This is a genomic window from Pseudarthrobacter sp. PvP004 (genome assembly GCF_017876035.1).
In the GTDB taxonomy this organism is placed as follows: Bacteria; Actinomycetota; Actinomycetes; order Actinomycetales; family Micrococcaceae; genus Arthrobacter; species Arthrobacter aurescens_A.
In genome coordinates this window covers 1,585,366-1,602,530 of the sequence record NZ_JAGINL010000001.1, presented here as the reverse complement: position 1 = coordinate 1,602,530, position 17,165 = coordinate 1,585,366, and the positions used below count along the sequence as shown (strand labels likewise).

Genomic DNA, 17,165 nt, shown 5'->3' with positions numbered 1-17,165 from the left:
CGCGGGATACAGCGGACGCTGGGTGCGAGTGGTTATTGTGCGATCAGACGTCCGCGCTTGAGGACTCCAAGCGGCATTGCGAGAGTGCTGATGTCCTGTATTGGGTCCGCCGCCGTGACGATGAGGTCGGCCCACAGGCCGGGCCGGATGCGACCCGCCTGCGTCTCCACCCCGAGCATGTCGGCGGCTTCACACGTGGCGGACTTCAGCGCATGCTGTGCTGCCAGTCCCGCGTCGACATAGCGTTCCAACTCGCGGGCAAGGAGATCGAAGGTGACGTGCGCAGGGCCTGCGTCCGTCCCTGCGACGATAGACACACCGGAGTGGAGGAACTCGGTCACATTGGTAAACCGCGATTCCAATCGCGCCACAACATTGCGATCCTGCGCGTTGGATAACACTTGGTGACCCTCTCGCAATTGCCGGGAGACGATGTCCGCTGCGATGACGGTCGGCACAATGTGGATCCCGGCATCGGCCGCTCTGCGCAATAGCTCGCGATCGGGCGCGCACTGCTCATCGGGCCCCAACATGGAGGCGTGTTCCAATGAGTCCACACCCGCCTCGATGCACGCGGCCATCGAAGAACTGGCGTGGGCATGGGCTGCAGTCCTCATGCCGTAGGAGCCGGCGATAACCACCGCCTCACGGAGCAGGATGGGATCGAATTCAAAGACGCTTGGGCTGGTCCCGGGAGTGAACCCGCCGCCGCTGGCCATAAGTTTGATCCATGTGGCACCGGCCGCGTGCTGTTCGGCGATGATCGTCTCGACGTCGTGACGAGTGCGAATCTCTCCGCCCATGTCGTGGCCGTGCCCGCCCACGCGGCAGATTGGCGCACCGCAATGAATCACCGTGGCGACGTCGGACACCATACCCAGCGCGGCTCTCATAGGGGCCAACAAATGCCTGGGTGTCCCGCAGTCCCGTACCGTGGTTATGCCGGCACGAAGCGCAATCCGTGCGTTCGAGACAACCTCCGCAACGATCTCTTCATCGCTGCTGCCCTGATAGGTTCCCTTAGGATTGTCACCGCCATCGAAGGCCAGATGAACATGGGCATCCATGAGTCCGGGAGCCAAAAACGTGCCCTTAAGATCCAGGACGCTTCCTGTCCCCGGCTCACTGCCGGCGGGGGCAATATGGGAGATTTGCCCTGCCTGAAGCCAGACGTCGCTCAGTGAACCCGAAGTACCCGACTCGGGATCAACAACACGTGCATTGAGCAGCACCGTGACGTCGTCACCTGTCCGGGCCGCGCGGCTGACGCTATACGGCTGGGGACGGTCCGTCACTTCAGTGGTGATGGTCATATCAGAAGCTCCTTTGGCTTGTAGGCATCGAGTGGATTTCGTCCAGCAATGCCCTGATCGCATCAGCGGCGATCCGTATGTCACCGCTGTCAACATCGAGATGGGTCACGGCACGAATCGTGGACGGGCCAAAAGCGCCCATTCGGACCCCGCTCTTCTGAATCAGGCGGTCCACCAGCACTGCTGCCGTGACAGGACTGTCGACCAGGTCGAAGAGGACAATATTTGTTTGAACCGTCAGCGGGTCGATTGAAATCTGAGGATGGACGGAAAGCAGTTCAGCCAGCAGACGGGCATTCCCATGGTCATCTGCGAGCCTGTCCACGTTGTTGCGGAGGGCAAACGTACCCGCTGCCGCCACAATGCCTGACTGACGCATCGAGCCACCCCACCGTTGCTTGAGCCGCCAAGCCTCATTGATGAAATCAGCGTCGCCGGCCAGCACTGCTCCTATGGGGGCGCCCAGTCCTTTGCTGAGGTCCAGCCAGACTGAGTCAAACGGGTCACAAAAATCGCGGGCAGATACGCCGGTGGCCACCACTGCATTGAGCATGCGGGCGCCATCCATATGGGTTTTGATCTGGTGGGACCGTGCCATATTTGTCACTGAAGTGATGCCCTCCAGCGACCAGCACGTGCCGCCTCCGAGGTTGGATGGCTGCTCTATGGACAGCACGGCGTTTCGGGCGAATGACCTGCCCTCAGGGCGGAGCGCCGCCTCAAGTTGGGCAACCGAGAACACACCATGGTCTGCTTTGATCGGCCTGTAGAAGGCACCGGCCAGGGCGGGCGCCCCGGTTTCCTCGTGGCACAGCGAATGCGCGGTCTCATCAACAAGAATCGCGTCTCCAGGGCGGCAGTGCAGAGCATAGGCGATCTGGTTGCACATCGTCCCTGATGGCAGGAAGACAGCTTCCTCCTTGCCCAGGAGCTCACGTGTCAGGGCAACCAGTTCGTTGGTGGAGGGGTCTTCACCCTTTTGTTCGTCCCCAACTTCGGCGTTTGCCATGGCCTGGCGCATGGCCTTTGTTGGCCGGGTAATAGTGTCGCTGAAGAGGTCGATTCTGATGGGGTAGCTTGATCCGACGGGAATCACTGTGCGGCCCTGGGCGCCGGGTCAGTGCGGGGCCGGAACAACTTGTACCCGTCCCGTGGAATGCCCACGCGCACATGGGCGGAATCCGTGCGCTCACGGGTTTCGACCACCAGGGCCTGCTCGCCGACGCCCACCCTGTACCGGAAATGATGGCCGTGATATGACCGGTCAAGGACAGGACCATTGACAGTCATTTCGTAGCCGTCAGACGACGCATCGTCAGGCAACAACGCCAGCGCTTCCGGACGAACGGCAACCACGACGCCGTCGGAATCAATTGCGGATGGTACGTGGATCGCTTGATCCAACCCGTCGATCTTGATCGTCAGGATCCCCTTCGCGCGGCCAATCACTGTTCCCTCCAGCAGGTTGCTGGTGCCAACAAAATCAGCAACGAAGAGATCGGCAGGATCGTTGTAAATCTGCTCCGGCGTACCAATCTGGCGGACGGTTCCGGTAGACATGACCGCAATCCTGTCGCTCATTGCCAGGGCTTCGTCTTGATCGTGGGTCACAAAAACGGTGGTGACGCCAATCTTGCGTTGCAACTGAAGCAACCAATCGCGGGTACGTTCCCGCAGCTTGGCATCAAGATTCGAGAACGGCTCGTCGAGGAGCAGCAAACGCGGAGGGAATGCCAACGCGCGTGCCAGCGCCACTCGTTGTTGCTGGCCGCCGGAGAGCTGATGCGGAAAACGGTCTGCCTGATCGGAGAGGTCAACCAACTCGAGTACCTCATCGACGCGTCTGCGCAGTGCCTCAGGCTTGTAGCGACGTAGCCGCAGCGGATACCCGACGTTGTCGCGGACTTTCATATGCGGCCACACGGCATAGGACTGGAAAACCACGCCGCAGTCGCGGCGTTCCGGCGGCAGGAAGGCGGAGGAGTCATGGTTGAACAAGGTCTGGTCGCCCACAACAATGCTGCCGCCGTCCGGCCTGAGCAGCCCTGCGATGGACCAGAGGGTTGTGGATTTGCCGCAGCCGCTTGGCCCCAGCAACGTCAATATCTGCCCGTCGGAAGCAGTCACTGACACGTTGTCCAGGACCGTCAGACGGCCAAACTTCTTGGTGAGATTGGTGATGACCAGATCAGACATTGGGGCGAACTCCAAACAGAATGCGTCCTGCGCCCAGGACAGCTGCGGTGATGACAAGTTGGATGACTCCGAGGGCGGCCACGGTGCCGCCGAGGCCGTTTGCTGCGATCTGAAGCATGGCCAGTCCCAGAACCTGGGTTTCAGGGGTCACCAGAAAAACTGCGGCGTCGGCTTCATTGAGCATTGCTACAAACAGCAGGACGTATGAGATGCCCATGGCTGGCCTCAGCAGGCTGAGAATGATGGTGCGCATCGCCGTCCACCAATCTGCCCCGGCCGAGCGCGCGGCGCGGTCCAGGTCCGCGCCCAGCGCGGCAAGTGACGGGTAGAACGCGGCGTACCCCATGGCAAGCGCGCGGACCCCGAAAGCGATTCCCACGGCCCAAAGTGTGGCTCTGAAAGTTCCGGACTGGTCCAGGATTGCAAACGTCCAGAAGAAGGCCATGCCGGTGATCAGGCCTGGGACGGCCCGGGGATAAAGCACGATGTGCTCCAAGGATCCGCGCAGTCGAAAGCTGGAACGGTGGGCAACCAATGCGATGACGGCGACGCAGGCGGTCGCGATTGCGGCGCCAACGGTGGCAATCAGCAGGCTGTTGCCAATAGCTCCTGTGTAGAGCGGGTTGGTCAAAATCGCCGAGAAGTGGTCAAGTGTCAGCAGGCTAAAGGGGTTGATCGCCGGGGTCAGAACAGCGGTGAGCGAGGCGAGAACCACACCGCTGAGCGGAACCAGGGTTGCGCAACCCAGAACCACTCCGACGCCGGCGGACAGCAGCCAGCCGAAGGGGCCTAATTTGACGACGTTTGCTGGTCTGGATGACTTGCCACCGGTTGTGGTGAAGCGGGCGAGGTCACCTGCCAGGCGGTTGCGCAGCAGCAGCAGCAAAGTGACGGCGAGCAACAACATGACGGCACCTGCAGGCAGAACTCCTCCACCGCCGTCGGCGCTTCCAGTCCACTGCCGGTACAGGTAAGTGGACATCATGTCGATGTTCTTTGACGTACCAAGGATGAGGGGAATGCCCAGTGTTTCCAGCGCCAAAGCGAAGACCAGCAGCCCGGAGTTGAGTAATGCCGGGCGCAGCAACGGCAGGGTCACCGAGAGCAAGGCGCGGAGGGGGCCGGCGCCGGCGCAACGGGCGGCTTCCTCGAGTGTCGAATCGCCTGAGGACAGCGTCCCCCGGGCAAAGAGATAGACCACAGGCGAGCCCAGGACCGTACCCATGACCACCATTCCCGCAACACTGTAGAGGTCAAAGGGCACAGTGAACGGTGTGTACTGTTCCAGTAGATGTGTGGCATATCCGTTTTTCGACCACATCGACTGCCACCCGACGATGAGCACTAGTCCAGGCAGAACCAAGGGCAGGACGATCAGGGCTGAGTAGAGCCGCCGCAGCGGGAGGTTGGTGCGGGCTACCAACAAGGCCACTGTGGTTCCAACCAGAACTGACCCGATGGTGGCGAAGACAGCGAATTGCAGGCTGTTGGCGACGGCTGACCACCAAAGTGGATCGGTGGCCAGTTTACGAAAGTTGTCCAGGGTGCCGCTGCCGCCGCCCTCGTAGAGCGGGGTGGACCAGAGTGATGACCAGACGATCGGCACGATCGGGCCGAGGATCAGCAGGACTGCGAGGATCCAGACACCGTAGTGGATGACCTTCTCCGGCAGCCATGCCCGCTTGATTTTTCCAACACCCGGCGGGGGCGGGGTCTTGGGGTCTGTAAGGGTGGAGCTGCTCATCGCCCGAATGCTTCCTTCCAGCGGTTCTTGAAGGCCGGTGCATCGTTCACCAAGGCCTCATCCCATCTGGCGATGTTGATGTTCTCCGCACCCAACTGCTCTGTTACCTTCGCCAGGTTCACCGGGCAGTCCACCCCGTCCAGGTAGGGTGCGAACCCGCCGGCACACCCGGCCGTCTGGCCGGCCTTGTCAATCAGGAAGTTGAGGAACACCTTGGCCGCGTTGGGTGACTTACCCCCGGTTGTTGCTCCGGCACCGCGCGGCATGAAGGGCGATCCGTCCTTAAAGAACTTGTAGTTCAGCACCTTCGCGGTAGCGCCGGTGAGGAGCGGCCGGGTAGCGCCGGACTGGAAGTAGGACATGGTGTACTCGCCCTGCAGGAGTTTGTTGAACATGGGTCCGGCACTGGCTTCCACCTTGGTGTTCTTGCCTAGCTGATCCAAGACGTTCCATCCGGCCTCTCCCGCCTTGGCTATGTATGCGTGATTAACCGTGTAGCCGAACTCCGTAGTGCCGTCATACGTGACGATCCTGCCTGCGAGCTTGGGGTCGCTGGACATCTTGGCGAGTGCTTCAAGGGAATCGGGTTGCTCGGATTCAGGCAGGAGGGTGGTGTTGATCAGCGCCATGACCGGGTTCAGTTCCATTGCGAAGACCCCTGGGGCGAGCTTCGCGAAGTCGGGCAGTGGCGCGGCGGCAGGTGGGGTGAAGTCCTGGATGTCACCGCGTTTGACCAGATCGAGGAAGTTCGCGCCTTGCAGGCTGACGATGACATCCGCGGTCTTTCCGCCGGTGGCCTTCTCGTTGAGGTAGCGCTGGAAGCTTTCGGTTCCGCCAAGGCTGATGTAGCTGGTCTTGATATCCGGATACTGGTTTTGGAAAGCAGCCAGGACCGGTTTCATGGTCGCCTCGTTCGCCTCGCCGTAAACCAGAAGCGAGCCTTCCTTGCGGGCGGCGTCCAGGACTGCAGGGTCCATTGCTGCTGCCGTCGGAATGTCCGACTTAACGGCGTAGGCGTTGGGGGCGTCATTCCCGGTGCTGCAGCCTGTGAGAGCTGCGAAGCCGCAGAGTGCAGCAACAGCGACTATTGCACGTCGTTTCATGTGGGACTCCTTTGTCACGGCACTGAACTTTGGGTTGGGACGGTGCTTTGGGTTGTCGAGTGGATCGGAAGCTCGTGGAAGGGGCGCCGCAAGCGCCCAGGAAATCCTGTCCATCGGGGTGTCTCGTTCTTGCGTTGTTTCTCTGGGTCTACGAGCCACCATGGCGTCCCGTAAGTGAATCAGCATCGGCCGCCGAGGTACTCCTGGCCGATGCTTGTGTTGCGGGAACCTTCACGGGTCCGCCGCAGTGAGGCATCACTATCTCGCGTCGACTGGCTTGTCTGTAAGTGAAGTTCAGTGATCCGCGGGTTGTTCTTAAACTTTGGCACGTAGCGGGCTATTGCGCAATAAGTGAATGCGACTAATCTTGAGAACATGAATAAGTCCACCACCGCCCCGGAACGCGGCACTAGGCCGCGGAACCGGCGCGCCTTGATACTTGCTGCGGCAGGTGACCTCTTCGCGCAGAAGGGATACCCCCAAGTCAGCATGACCGACGTGGCCAAGGCGATGGCAGTGCAGCCATCCGCCCTCTATAGACATTTCCCGGGCAAGGGCGAGCTTCTTCGCGAGGCAGTGGTGGCCAGCCTCCAGCCCGTTTTGGATAGCGTTACCCAGACGCCCGACGGCGACCTCGAGCAGTTGATCACATCGCTGGGCCGCGCAATTCTGGTGCACAGGGAGAACGGCGTGCTGTGGGAGCGTGAATCCCGCCATCTCCCGCCCGCAATTCGCTTCGATATTGCCAGTGGTATCAAGTTCGCCATCAGCAGCAAACTGCAGTCCGGCAGCCCCGCGCTGCCCGCTTCCGAGGCCGACTTGCGGGCGTGGGCCATGTTTGCAGCGATGATCAGCGTGTCGTTGGACCCAAATCGGCTTTCGCGTGCGGACGAAGAATCCCAGCTGACCACGCTCGCCCGCACAGTACTGGTCATGCCAATGCCCCCGATTGAAACGGCGACGAATCACCGTAGCGCGGCTATTGACTTGCCGCGCACCCGCCGTGAGGCGTTGCTGGCAGCCTCAATCCGACAGTTCGCGGCGAACGGCTTTGACGCCGTCAGCCTGGACGACATCGGCGCCGAAGTTGGAGTCGCAGGTCCCAGCATTTACCGCCATTTCGACAGCAAGGCGGAAATGCTTGCCGCTGCCCTGCATCGCGCCAAAGAAGTACGGTGGATGGACATGTCGCGGGCCCTCACTGAAGCCGCTGATGCAGCCGAGGCACTGGAGCGCATCCTTTCGACATACATTGCCTTCTCACTGGGAAGCCCGGAATTCCTGCAATTGGCAGTGTCTGAACGTCCGCACCTTCCCGAGAGGGAGTTGCGGAACTTGATGGAGGCCCAGGGTGATTACATCACCGATGTCGCCTCGCTGGTCCAGGACGTTTACCCCGGCACGGATCAGGAAGTGGTCAGGACCCGGGTGAAAGCCGCGTTGCATGTGGTCAGCAGCGTTGTCCGCACCCCGTTCCTCCGGGATATCCGCGGCATCCAGGAAATTCTTGAACAGATTGCCAGAGGCCTCATAGCTCCCACGACCCAGTGAGGGGTGCGCGTCCTCAGGTCCACTGACTGTCTGAATTTTCCGGCGGCATTCCATTAGAAATGAGATCTTGCGCACAAAGCATCTCAGTCATAAGATAATGACTACTGAAGTAATCTGCATCATTTCACATCTCATTCTGAGACAGGTGCCTTAGGCAGCCCTGATCACCAGGGTCCACGCATAGCGGGGCCGACTGTTCGCAAAATTACCTGGAGGCACAATATGAGTGCAGTGGTCGCACAACCATCGGGCGCGAGTTCTCCGAGGAAGGTCGCCTTCGCGAGCCTCATCGGCACGACTATCGAGTGGTACGACTTCTTTATCTACAGCACCGCAGCGGTGCTCGTTTTTCACCACCTTTTCTTCCCTGGCTTCGACCCGACAACCGGGACGCTGCTTGCATTCTCGACCTTCGCGGCCGGCTTCGTCGCCCGTCCTATCGGGGCCATCGTCTTCGGCCACTTCGGTGACAGGGCAGGCCGGAAGCCGATGATGGTCCTCACCATTTTGATCATGGGCATTGCCACTGTAGCTATTGGACTACTGCCCACATACGACTCGATTGGCGTGTTCGCCCCGATTCTGCTGGTCATACTGCGGCTGACCCAAGGATTCGCACTCGGGGGAGAGTGGGGTGGCGCAGTGCTGATGGCTACCGAACATTCCCCCGAAGGCAAACGAGGCTATTTCGGTAGCTGGCCGCAGGCAGGCGTTGCAGTCGGGCTGATCCTGGCCATGACCTTATACATACCCCTGGAGTCTATGGCGGAGGACGCCTTCATGGCCTGGGGCTGGAGGGTCCCTTTCCTGCTCAGCGCGGTACTGGTTATCACTGGCCTTGTTATTCGTGTGAAGGTCGCGGAAAGCCCGGAGTTCGATCGCGTCAAGGCTGACCACGGCGTTGTGCGTCTGCCTGTAGTCGAGGTGCTTCGGACACACCCCAAGCAAGTGTTTCTTGTAGCCGGCGCAAGTCTGGCACCGGGAATCTTCTTCTACCTGATCACCGTGTACAACTTTGTTTACGCAGGGAGGTCCGGAGATCTGGATTCGACGGCGATGTTGGTCCTGGTGATCGTCACCTCCGCGATTGGCTTCGTGGTTACCCCGATCGCCGGTGCGCTCTCAGATAAATTCGGCGGGCAACGGGTGTACTTGTGGGGTCTTGCGCTCATCGTCGTGGTTGCGTTCCCGCTGTACTTTGCCCTTGATGGGGGCACTTATGGCCTCATCGCCGTGTGCTACGTTGCGGCAACGGTGGCCGTATATATCCCATGGGCACTCTCGCCGGCATACTTCTCCACTGCCTTTGACGCAAAGGTCCGCTACAGCGGACTGTCCTTGGCTACGACGCTCGGCAATCTCTTCGGCAGCGCCATTGCGCCCCTTATTGCCGGTGCCCTGTTTGCTGCAACAAGTGCATCTGTCTCAACTTCGCTTTACGTCTTCGTTGCCGGAACGGTGTCCATAACGTGCGCTGTTTTGCTCGGACGGGTCATCCGGAAGAAGGCATCGCGGGCTGGGGGACGCAGCGATGCGACCGGGGTTGATGAGGTCCCCGCATCCACGTATTCGGAGTGAGTTCTCACAAAGCAATCCTCAGCAGGAACGGCTCGTCTTGACCAGTAACCGATGACAGGCCAGTCACCGATGACAGGCCAGTCACCGATGACAGAGACGGGCGCCATATCAAACGCAAACATAGGAAGGAACTACCATGAGCGGCAACGAACAACAGTTCAAAACATTCACCCTGGAACGAGCAACACCCACTATCGGGGCGTACATCCATGGACTGGATCTACGTGAAGAGATCACCCCGGAATGCCGGACGGAACTACGGGAAGCTTTCCTTGAGCACCAAGTACTGTTTCTCCGCGATCAGCACATCACGCCGGATGATCAAATCGAATTCGCCAAGGTTTTCGGCGACCCCCAGGAAGTAAGCGCATTCTTCCCTTCCCTGCCCGAATATCCGCACATTGAGGTGCTGGAGTCGCGTGGCCGGGCTGCGGGGACCGATGTCTGGCACTCGGACTTGACCTGGCAGGCTACGCCGAATTCCGCTACTTGCCTTCACGCACAGGAAATTCCGCCTTGCGGCGGAGATACGCTCTGGGCGAGTATGACCGCCGCGTATGACGCTCTGCCGGAGAACGTGAAAAGCGTCATCGACGGTCTTGAGGGAGTGCACGACTGGGAAAAGGAGCTCACGGGAGTTGTCCGCCAGGGGCCCGACGGCGACGCGCGCTACGAGGATACCCGGCGGAAGTATCCACCCATGACGCACCCAGTTGTGCGTAAGCATCCGGAAACCGGCCGCAAGCTTGTTTACGTCAATGCGTTGTTCACCACCCGGCTTACGGGTATTTCCACCCAGCTGGGGGATTCGCTGAGAAACATGCTCACCGACCTCGCCAGGACCCCGGAATACCAGGTTCGTTTCCGCTGGGAACCGAACTCCTTGGTGATCTGGGACAACCGATCCACCCAACATTATGCGGTGGGGGACTACCACCCGCACTACCGGCTGATGCACCGGGTCACCCTGAAGGGCGACCGCCCGGCGTAGAAGTTGGTGCGGCCATGCCGGGTGGCCTGTTGCGGGTCGCCCGGCTGGTTGATATGGAACTCACGTTTTGTCACGGCGAGGATGCCGTGACAGAAGCCCTACCGGGCGAAAGCGAAAGAAGGCTGACCAATGCGAGGCCAGAAATTAGGGGCGGGGCTGATAGCCCAGAGCCAGTCCGCCCTTCCACCATTTATTTTGCATCGGCCTACTTCGCTCGGAGAAGCTGTGGCTCTAACCAGGCAGCATCCAGAAGCTGTGATTGCGGCGGGTTGTTCGGATCTGGTGGCTCAATTTCGTGAGGGATTGGAGCCGGAGGTTCTGATTTCCGTGCAACGAATCAAGGAATTGCGGGCAATTTCGAATAATGCCGGGGTTCTGAGCATTGGCTCTTCGGTGAGCCACGCTGAAGGCAGCAGAAGCCCGGACATACTATCCACGGTCCCTGCCCTGGCGGCAGCTTGGGGATCAATTGCCACAGTTCGAATCCGCTATCGCGGCACCCTCGGGGGCAATCTCCTTTCGCGTCGATATCGATACGAAATGCCTGTCATTCTGTCGGCCTTGGGTGGGCAGATGCAGTTTCATGGCGGCGACATTACAACCCTGCCCGTGTCGTCACTCTGGGACCGGACACTTGGCAATGTAGGTATTCTGACCGCCGTCACGGTCGACACTGCCTCCCTGCTGTGGTTCGGCTACGAGCGCTCGATGCGCCCGCTCAGCACCGTGTCCCTCGCGGTGCGAAAGAACGCGGTGGCTGGCCTCACCGTTTCTGCCGTGTGCGGCAGTGAATACCGGCGGCCTTTTGTCCTCTCACATGCTTCCGAGGCCACTGACATCACCGAGCTCGACCCGGTTGCTGTGGGCGAGGTTCTGGCGGCTCAGCTTCCGGATGAGGCGGGCGACTACACGGGGTCCATCGACTACCGCCGACACCTGGTGGGGGTTCTCTGCCGCAGTCTTCTTGCCGAAGCAACCGGTAACCAAAGGAAAGGATAGCCAGCCATGAGCCTTGAATCACCGGAATCAAGCCAGGAAACCTTCACCCACAAGGTTGAATTTGAGCTGAATGGAAGCCCGGAAAGGCGTTCTGTTCCCACGAGTACTACGGTCTTGGATTTGCTGCGCAACAGTTGCGGTAAGCAAGGGGTCCGTGCGTCGTGTGAGCGAAGTGTCTGCGGCGCCTGCACTGTTTTGGTTGACGACCTTCCTGTGGCTGCGTGTTCCACGTTCGCCTTCGACATTGACGGTGCGCGTGTTGAAACGGTTGAGGGCTTGGCTGCCCAAGACGGCACTTTGAGTGCCCAGCAGCAGGCATTCAGCGAATGCGGCGGCTTCCAATGCGGCTTCTGCACCTCCGGCATGCTGATGGTGACCACAGCGCTGCTGCGGCAAAATCCGCAACCGAACCGGGAAGAGATCCGGGACTGGATAAGTTCGAACACTTGCCGGTGCACGGGTTACGAGATGATCCTGGAATCCGTGGAGCGTGCTGCAGAGCTGGCTCGGGCCAAGCAGCAGGATCAGGCATCCGAATGAACGGGATCGTCATTCCTTCCACGCCGCACGATTCGCCGATCGTCGGACGCGACCGCCCGCGCCTGGACAGCACCGCCAAAGTCACCGGGCGCGCCATCTACACAGTGGACATCGAGAAGGCCGGGATGCTTCACGCGAAGGTCCTGCGGAGCCCTCATGCGCACGCACGGATTCTCAGCATCGATGCTTCGGCCGCCCGCTCCCTGGCAGGAGTCACTGCCGTGGTCACCCGCGAGGAAATCCATGGATTGCATTCATACGGTACCTACGTCAAAGACCAGCCGATTGTTGCCACGGACGCGGTCCGCTACGTTGGCGACGTCGTCGCTGCAGTGGCCGCGGTGGACGAACGCACCGCTTTCGCGGCACTGGATTTGATCCGTGTTGAGTACGAGCAACTACCGGCTGTCTTTGATGTAAGAGCTGCGATGGAGTCCTCCGCACCTGCCATTTTTCCCGACCAGCCCTTCGCCGCCTTTCCCGAGTACGGCGATGGGGCCTCGGGGGCGGCACACACTGCCCACAACGTGAGCTACGAATTCCGCTACGTAACGGGAGAGGAGAGCGTCTGGGCGGATTGCGACTTCATCTTTGAGGACACCTTTACCTTCTCCCGCATGAACCACATGCACCTTGAGCCCTTTGCCACGGTTGCCGAGGCGACAGCGAACCAAATCGAAGTGTGGACCTCGACTCAAAGCCCTTTCCCGATGCGCAAGGAACTGGCGAGGGTTTTTGGGCTGCCTGAAAACGACATCCGGGTCAACGTCCCGCTCTTGGGCGGCGGCTTTGGTGCCAAGAACGGCCCAAAAACGGAGGCGATCGCCATCCGGCTCTCGCAGTTGTCTGCTGGGCGGCCGGTGCGTTACTGCATGAGCACAGAAGAAGTCTTCCTGACACTGAGCCAGCATGACGCCGTCCTCACGGTCAAATCCGGGCTCAAGGCAGACGGTGAGTTCATGGCGCGCCAGTCGCGGGTGCTGCTTAACGGTGGGGCTTACGCGGATGCCAGTCCGCTGGTGGCAGAGAAAGCGGGGTATCGGATGCCCGGGGCCTACCGTTGGAAACGGATTGATTCCCTCTGCCAAGCAGTGATCACCAACACCGTCCCGGCCGGCGCTTACCGTGGTTTCGGCGCAACCCAAGCCACCTGGGCCAGTGAGCGCCAAGTTGACCTGATCGCCGAGCGGCTGGGTTTCGATCCCCTGGAGCTTCGACTAAAGAACGCCAAGGAGTTGGGGGAGGAGTTCGTACCAGGAGAAACGCCCATCGATTCGGACCTCAAGCATGGCCTGAACCTGGTTGCGGACGCCATCGGTTATCGCGACCGCACGCGCTCAAGTAATCGGGGCATGGGAGTGGCCATCGGCATCAAAGATGGTGGTGGCGTCAACAAGCCTGCCCAGGCCCGGGTGAAGGTGACCACCAACGGCGACGTGATCCTGAATTGCGCCCTGGTGGAAATGGGGCAAGGCGGTCATTCGGCGCTGTGCCAGATCGTGGCGGAGACGCTTGGATGCGATCCGAAGCGGGTGAAGTATGCCGCTATTGACACCGACAACACCCCCTTCGACCAAGGCACCAACGCCTCTTCCGGAATCGCGGTCATGGGTCATGCCGTGCTGCAGGCTGCAGAGCGGGTGAAGTGTTCCGTTCTGGATACGGCGGCCGAATACCTGATGCTGGACCGGCAGTCGATCCGTTTGGACAACTGGCGCATCGTCGATGCTGAAGGCATCGCCTATGAGCTCCCGCCGCTGATTATGGACAGATTCGGCGGAACAGGATTCGAGTTCACGGCGGACGGCTACTACAAGGCCCGTAATTCCAGCAGCGCACCCCTGGAAGCACCCTGCATTTTTTGGGAGATCGGTTGGGCAGCTGCCGAAGTGGAGGTTGATCCGGAAACCGGCCGGGTGGAGATTTTGCAGCTGGTGGTCAGTGGAGACGCCGGCAAGGTGGTGAACAAGCTGGGTTGCCGCGGCCAGGACGAGGGCGCCGCGGTCTTCGGATTGGCCCAGGCACTCTTCGAGGAACTGCGGTACGACGACGGCGAGCTGCTTAACGGTGAGGCGCTCCTCTACCGGGTGCCGCTGGCTGAGGACATTCCCCGGCGCTTTTCTTCCATAACCCAGGAACAGGGCCATGGGGCCGGACCTTTTGGGACCAAAGGGATGGGCGAGGGTGGCATGCTTCCCATTGCGCCAGCGATTGCCCAGGCCATCGCTGATGCCACCGGGGCGCAGCTCACGTCGTTGCCCATGACACCTGAACGGGTCTACAACGGCGTCCGCGCTGCACGTTTGCGCCAAGACGGGGCTGATGGAAATGCGTGAGGTGATGGAGACGCTGGAGAAATCATTGCCGGGCGATCAACATGTCGCTTTGGCCACGGTGGTCCGCACGGAGGGCTCCGCGCCACGGGCAGTCGGAACGTCCATGCTTGTCACTGAAGACGGATCGCCGGTCGGTTCCGTTTCGGGTGGATGCATTGAGGCAAGTGTGATCGAAGCAGCAGCCGGGGTCCTCGCCAGCGGGGTCCCGGAGCTTCACCGATTTGGCATTTCAGATGACGACGGTTTCGGCGTCGGGCTGACGTGCGGTGGCAGTGTTGAGATTTTCATCCAAAAGTACGCTCCGGCCTCCTGCCCACAATTTGCTTCACTGCAGAGGGCGCTGAACGAAAATCTGCCCTGCGCCATGGTCACCATCTTCGACGGCGGACCCGAGCTGGTGGGTCGATCCGAACTGGTGCTGCAAACTGCGGATATTGAAGAGCTGTTTGAAGGTTCCGTACTGGCTCCCGATGCCGTCCGCGCCGCCGGGGTTGCAGTCCGGGAGGCAATAGCCTCCGGAAGTACGACGTCGGTCACCCTCCTGGCGGATGCCGGTACCGTAAAGCCGCTGTCCTTGCTCATCGATGTCCACCGTCCTGCCCGAAGGCTGCTGATTTTCGGGGCCATCGATTTCTCCGTCTCGCTGGCCCAGTTGGGGGCTTTCCTTGGCTTTCACATCACTGTTTGCGATGCCCGTGCTGTCTTTGCAACGGCCGAGCGAATTCCCTCAGCCCATGAGATCGTGGTCGATCAACCGGCGCGCTACCTCCAGAAGGAAATCGCTCTGGGAAGACTCGCCACGGATGCCGCGATCTGTGTGTTGACCCATGATGCCAAGTTCGATGTTCCGGTCCTTGATGTAGCCCTAAGGCACGGTTTTGCGTACATCGGCGCGATGGGCTCACGCCGAACTGCCAGTGACCGCCGGGAGCGGCTGATTGGCTTGGGCCACACCGATCGGTCGGTGGCACCTCTCCGCTCGCCCATCGGCTTGGGCCTTTCTGCTTCCACGCCCGCCGAAACCGCAGTTTCCATCATGGCGGAGATCATCGCTGCCAAAAACCAAAGCTCGGGCCTGCCCTTGGCACACACCAGCGAGCCGATCCACAGAGGTGCGCTGGAGCACAAAGGTTCAAAACCCAATTAACTTTGAACCTAAATATCTTGACAGAAAGTATCTTACTACTGATATTGTTTGGGTATGACGTAGTTCACAGGATTGGCACTCGCCACACCTGGGCGGCACGCACGAATTCACGCCGTGGGAATGACAGAGAGATGAACGGAAGCCGAAAATGAGTACGGACACCCTTGATACCCGGGATGAAATCTATGTGGGCGGCGTGTGGACCCGAGGCAGCGGTGCACTGATCGAATCCGTCAACCCCGCCAACTCAGAGGTGTTCGCCACCCTCCATGGAGCAACGACGGCGGATGTGGACGCCGCGGTGGCTGCCGGACTGAAAGCCGTGGAAGAGTCCGGGTGGGCAAAGAAGCTCCCTCACGAACGCGCCGCTGTCCTCCACCGCATCAGCTCAGCGATTGAGGCCAACGCTGACCGCATAGCCGAACTGCAGACGCTGGATACAGGTAAGACACTCGCGGAAACCAAGGCGCTGGCCATGAGCGCGGCGGCCACCTTCCGCTTCACTGCATCCGCTCTGGAAACCATGGAAGACGCACTGACGTCCCCTCGCGGGAACTACCTCAGTATGTCCACATATGAGGCGATCGGCGTAGTAGGAGCCATCACGCCATGGAATTCGCCGATTGCCAGTGACGCACAAAAAGTTGCTCCGGCACTCGCCGCGGGAAACGCGGTTCTGGTGAAGCCACCCGTCTGGGCTCCCTGGGTTTCGCTCCTGTTGGCACGCATTTGTGAGGAGGCAGGACTTCCGGTAGGTCTGCTTTCTGTCCTTCCAGGCCCCGGCCGGGTGGTCGGCGACGCGATTGCCCGGCACCCGGACATTGGCAAGATTTCCTTCACGGGCGGCACTTCCACGGGACGCCAACTGGGCCATATTGCGGCGGAGAAAATCATGCCGATTACCTTGGAGCTGGGCGGGAAATCGCCCACCATTATTTTTGCCGATGCCGACCTGGACCAGGCTGTGGCCGGCGTGCTTTATGGCATCTTCTCTTCGAGCGGTCAGAGCTGCATTGCCGGCTCACGCGTCTTCATTCAGCGATCGGTCTACGACGCCGTCGTCGAAAGACTGGTCAAGGGTGCCGAAGCTCTGCGAATCGGACCAGGAACGGACCCCAGCACTCAAGTTGGGCCATTGGTTGCCCATGCCCACCGGGACGCCGTGGCCAGGATGGTTGAAGACGCGAGGCTGGCTGGTGCGCAGATCCTCTGCGGTGGCGCCGCGCCCGAGGAGCTCCGGCTCCAAGCCGGTGCGTTTTACGAGCCCACCATCATTGGCGGTGTGAGCAACTCGGACGTTATTTGCCAAGAGGAAATCTTTGGGCCCGTGGCGGTGATCCTGCCGTTTGACGATGAAGCCGATCTCATCCTCCAAGCCAACGACAGTGTTTTTGGTTTGGCCTGCGGAATCTGGACCGCTGACTACCGCCTGGCCTGGCGCACAGCGAGGGCAGTTTCGGCCGGCACCGTCTGGGTCAACACCTACAAACAATTCAGTATCTCCACCCCGTTCAGCGGGCTTAAGGAAAGCGGTCTGGGCACCGAAAAGGGCCGGGACGGCATTCGTTCCTATATGCACCAGAAGAGCATCTACATAGACCTCTCGGGTGCATCCATCCCATGGGCCGGTAACTAAGCCGGACAGGCTGCCACCATTCTGCGTTCGA

Annotated in this window: 13 protein-coding genes; 8 read left to right on the top strand and 5 right to left on the bottom strand. The window is 60.4% G+C overall.

Features of this window, described 5'->3' with window-relative positions; all coding sequences use genetic code 11:
• Positions 1–32: 32 nt before the first annotated feature.
• From J3A64_RS07290 to J3A64_RS07270, 5 genes are read right to left on the bottom strand one after another with little or no spacing between them, the layout of a single operon-like run.
• A complete protein-coding gene (locus J3A64_RS07290; RefSeq protein WP_210063931.1) occupies positions 33–1,313 on the bottom strand; it encodes an amidohydrolase family protein in 1,281 nt (426 codons plus the stop codon).
• Between the two features lies 1 nt (position 1,314).
• Positions 1,315–2,409: a low specificity L-threonine aldolase gene (locus J3A64_RS07285; RefSeq protein ID WP_210063930.1), complete on the bottom strand. Its 1,095-nt coding sequence runs from the start codon at positions 2,407–2,409 to the stop codon at positions 1,315–1,317.
• On the bottom strand, positions 2,406–3,509 hold the full coding sequence (locus J3A64_RS07280; RefSeq protein ID WP_210063929.1) for an ABC transporter ATP-binding protein: 1,104 nt from the start codon (positions 3,507–3,509) through the stop codon (positions 2,406–2,408). The genes J3A64_RS07285 and J3A64_RS07280 overlap by 4 nt, the downstream gene beginning before the upstream one ends.
• Positions 3,502–5,253, bottom strand: a complete 1,752-nt coding sequence (locus J3A64_RS07275) for an iron ABC transporter permease (protein WP_210063928.1) — start codon at positions 5,251–5,253, stop codon at positions 3,502–3,504. The genes J3A64_RS07280 and J3A64_RS07275 overlap by 8 nt, the downstream gene beginning before the upstream one ends.
• The gene (locus tag J3A64_RS07270) at positions 5,250–6,356 is read right to left on the bottom strand and encodes an ABC transporter substrate-binding protein (RefSeq protein ID WP_286140366.1); all 1,107 of its coding nucleotides are present in this window, start codon (positions 6,354–6,356) and stop codon (positions 5,250–5,252) included. The genes J3A64_RS07275 and J3A64_RS07270 overlap by 4 nt, the downstream gene beginning before the upstream one ends.
• Positions 6,357–6,731: 375 nt before the next feature.
• Here J3A64_RS07270 and J3A64_RS07265 point away from each other — a divergent pair, with 375 nt between their 5' ends.
• The 8 genes from J3A64_RS07265 (at position 6,732) to J3A64_RS07230 (ending at position 17,134) form a co-directional block, all read left to right on the top strand.
• Positions 6,732–7,907, top strand: a complete 1,176-nt coding sequence (locus J3A64_RS07265) for a TetR/AcrR family transcriptional regulator (RefSeq protein ID WP_014921723.1) — start codon at positions 6,732–6,734, stop codon at positions 7,905–7,907.
• 222 nt (positions 7,908–8,129) lie between these two features.
• Positions 8,130–9,485: an MFS transporter gene (locus J3A64_RS07260; protein ID WP_014921724.1), complete on the top strand. Its 1,356-nt coding sequence runs from the start codon at positions 8,130–8,132 to the stop codon at positions 9,483–9,485.
• A gap of 136 nt (positions 9,486–9,621) precedes the next feature.
• The gene (locus J3A64_RS07255) at positions 9,622–10,476 is read left to right on the top strand and encodes a TauD/TfdA family dioxygenase (protein WP_014921725.1); all 855 of its coding nucleotides are present in this window, start codon (positions 9,622–9,624) and stop codon (positions 10,474–10,476) included.
• A gap of 129 nt (positions 10,477–10,605) precedes the next feature.
• Entirely contained in the window at positions 10,606–11,475 is an 870-nt protein-coding gene (locus J3A64_RS07250) for a xanthine dehydrogenase family protein subunit M (RefSeq protein ID WP_014921726.1), read from the top strand.
• 6 nt (positions 11,476–11,481) lie between these two features.
• Positions 11,482–12,015 (top strand): (2Fe-2S)-binding protein, encoded by a 534-nt coding sequence (locus J3A64_RS07245; RefSeq protein ID WP_011774611.1) that lies wholly within the window; start codon positions 11,482–11,484, stop codon positions 12,013–12,015.
• Positions 12,012–14,351 carry a xanthine dehydrogenase family protein molybdopterin-binding subunit gene (locus J3A64_RS07240; RefSeq protein WP_210063926.1) on the top strand — a complete coding sequence of 780 codons (2,340 nt, stop codon included), beginning with the start codon at positions 12,012–12,014 and terminating at the stop codon, positions 14,349–14,351. Before J3A64_RS07245 ends, J3A64_RS07240 begins: the two co-directional genes overlap by 4 nt.
• Positions 14,338–15,498 (top strand): XdhC family protein, encoded by a 1,161-nt coding sequence (locus tag J3A64_RS07235; RefSeq protein ID WP_210063925.1) that lies wholly within the window; start codon positions 14,338–14,340, stop codon positions 15,496–15,498. The genes J3A64_RS07240 and J3A64_RS07235 overlap by 14 nt, the downstream gene beginning before the upstream one ends.
• A gap of 148 nt (positions 15,499–15,646) precedes the next feature.
• Positions 15,647–17,134, top strand: coding sequence for an aldehyde dehydrogenase (locus J3A64_RS07230; protein WP_210063924.1), 1,488 nt, complete (start codon positions 15,647–15,649; stop codon positions 17,132–17,134).
• The last annotated feature ends 31 nt before the right edge of the window (positions 17,135–17,165 follow it).

Excerpts from the sequence above, each read along its gene's own strand:
- J3A64_RS07290 (WP_210063931.1), bottom strand. The coding sequence starts at position 1,313 with ATGACCATCACCACTGAAGTGACGGACCGTCCCCAGCCGTATAGCGTC.
- J3A64_RS07280 (WP_210063929.1), bottom strand. The coding sequence starts at position 3,509 with ATGTCTGATCTGGTCATCACCAATCTCACCAAGAAGTTTGGCCGTCTG.
- J3A64_RS07275 (WP_210063928.1), bottom strand. The coding sequence starts at position 5,253 with ATGAGCAGCTCCACCCTTACAGACCCCAAGACCCCGCCCCCGCCGGGT.
- J3A64_RS07270 (WP_286140366.1), bottom strand. The coding sequence starts at position 6,356 with ATGAAACGACGTGCAATAGTCGCTGTTGCTGCACTCTGCGGCTTCGCA.
- J3A64_RS07265 (WP_014921723.1), top strand. The coding sequence starts at position 6,732 with ATGAATAAGTCCACCACCGCCCCGGAACGCGGCACTAGGCCGCGGAAC.
- J3A64_RS07260 (WP_014921724.1), top strand. The coding sequence starts at position 8,130 with ATGAGTGCAGTGGTCGCACAACCATCGGGCGCGAGTTCTCCGAGGAAG.
- J3A64_RS07255 (WP_014921725.1), top strand. The coding sequence starts at position 9,622 with ATGAGCGGCAACGAACAACAGTTCAAAACATTCACCCTGGAACGAGCA.
- J3A64_RS07250 (WP_014921726.1), top strand. The coding sequence starts at position 10,606 with ATGCGAGGCCAGAAATTAGGGGCGGGGCTGATAGCCCAGAGCCAGTCC.
- J3A64_RS07245 (WP_011774611.1), top strand. The coding sequence starts at position 11,482 with ATGAGCCTTGAATCACCGGAATCAAGCCAGGAAACCTTCACCCACAAG.
- J3A64_RS07240 (WP_210063926.1), top strand. The coding sequence starts at position 12,012 with ATGAACGGGATCGTCATTCCTTCCACGCCGCACGATTCGCCGATCGTC.
- J3A64_RS07235 (WP_210063925.1), top strand. The coding sequence starts at position 14,338 with ATGGAAATGCGTGAGGTGATGGAGACGCTGGAGAAATCATTGCCGGGC.
- J3A64_RS07230 (WP_210063924.1), top strand. The coding sequence starts at position 15,647 with ATGAGTACGGACACCCTTGATACCCGGGATGAAATCTATGTGGGCGGC.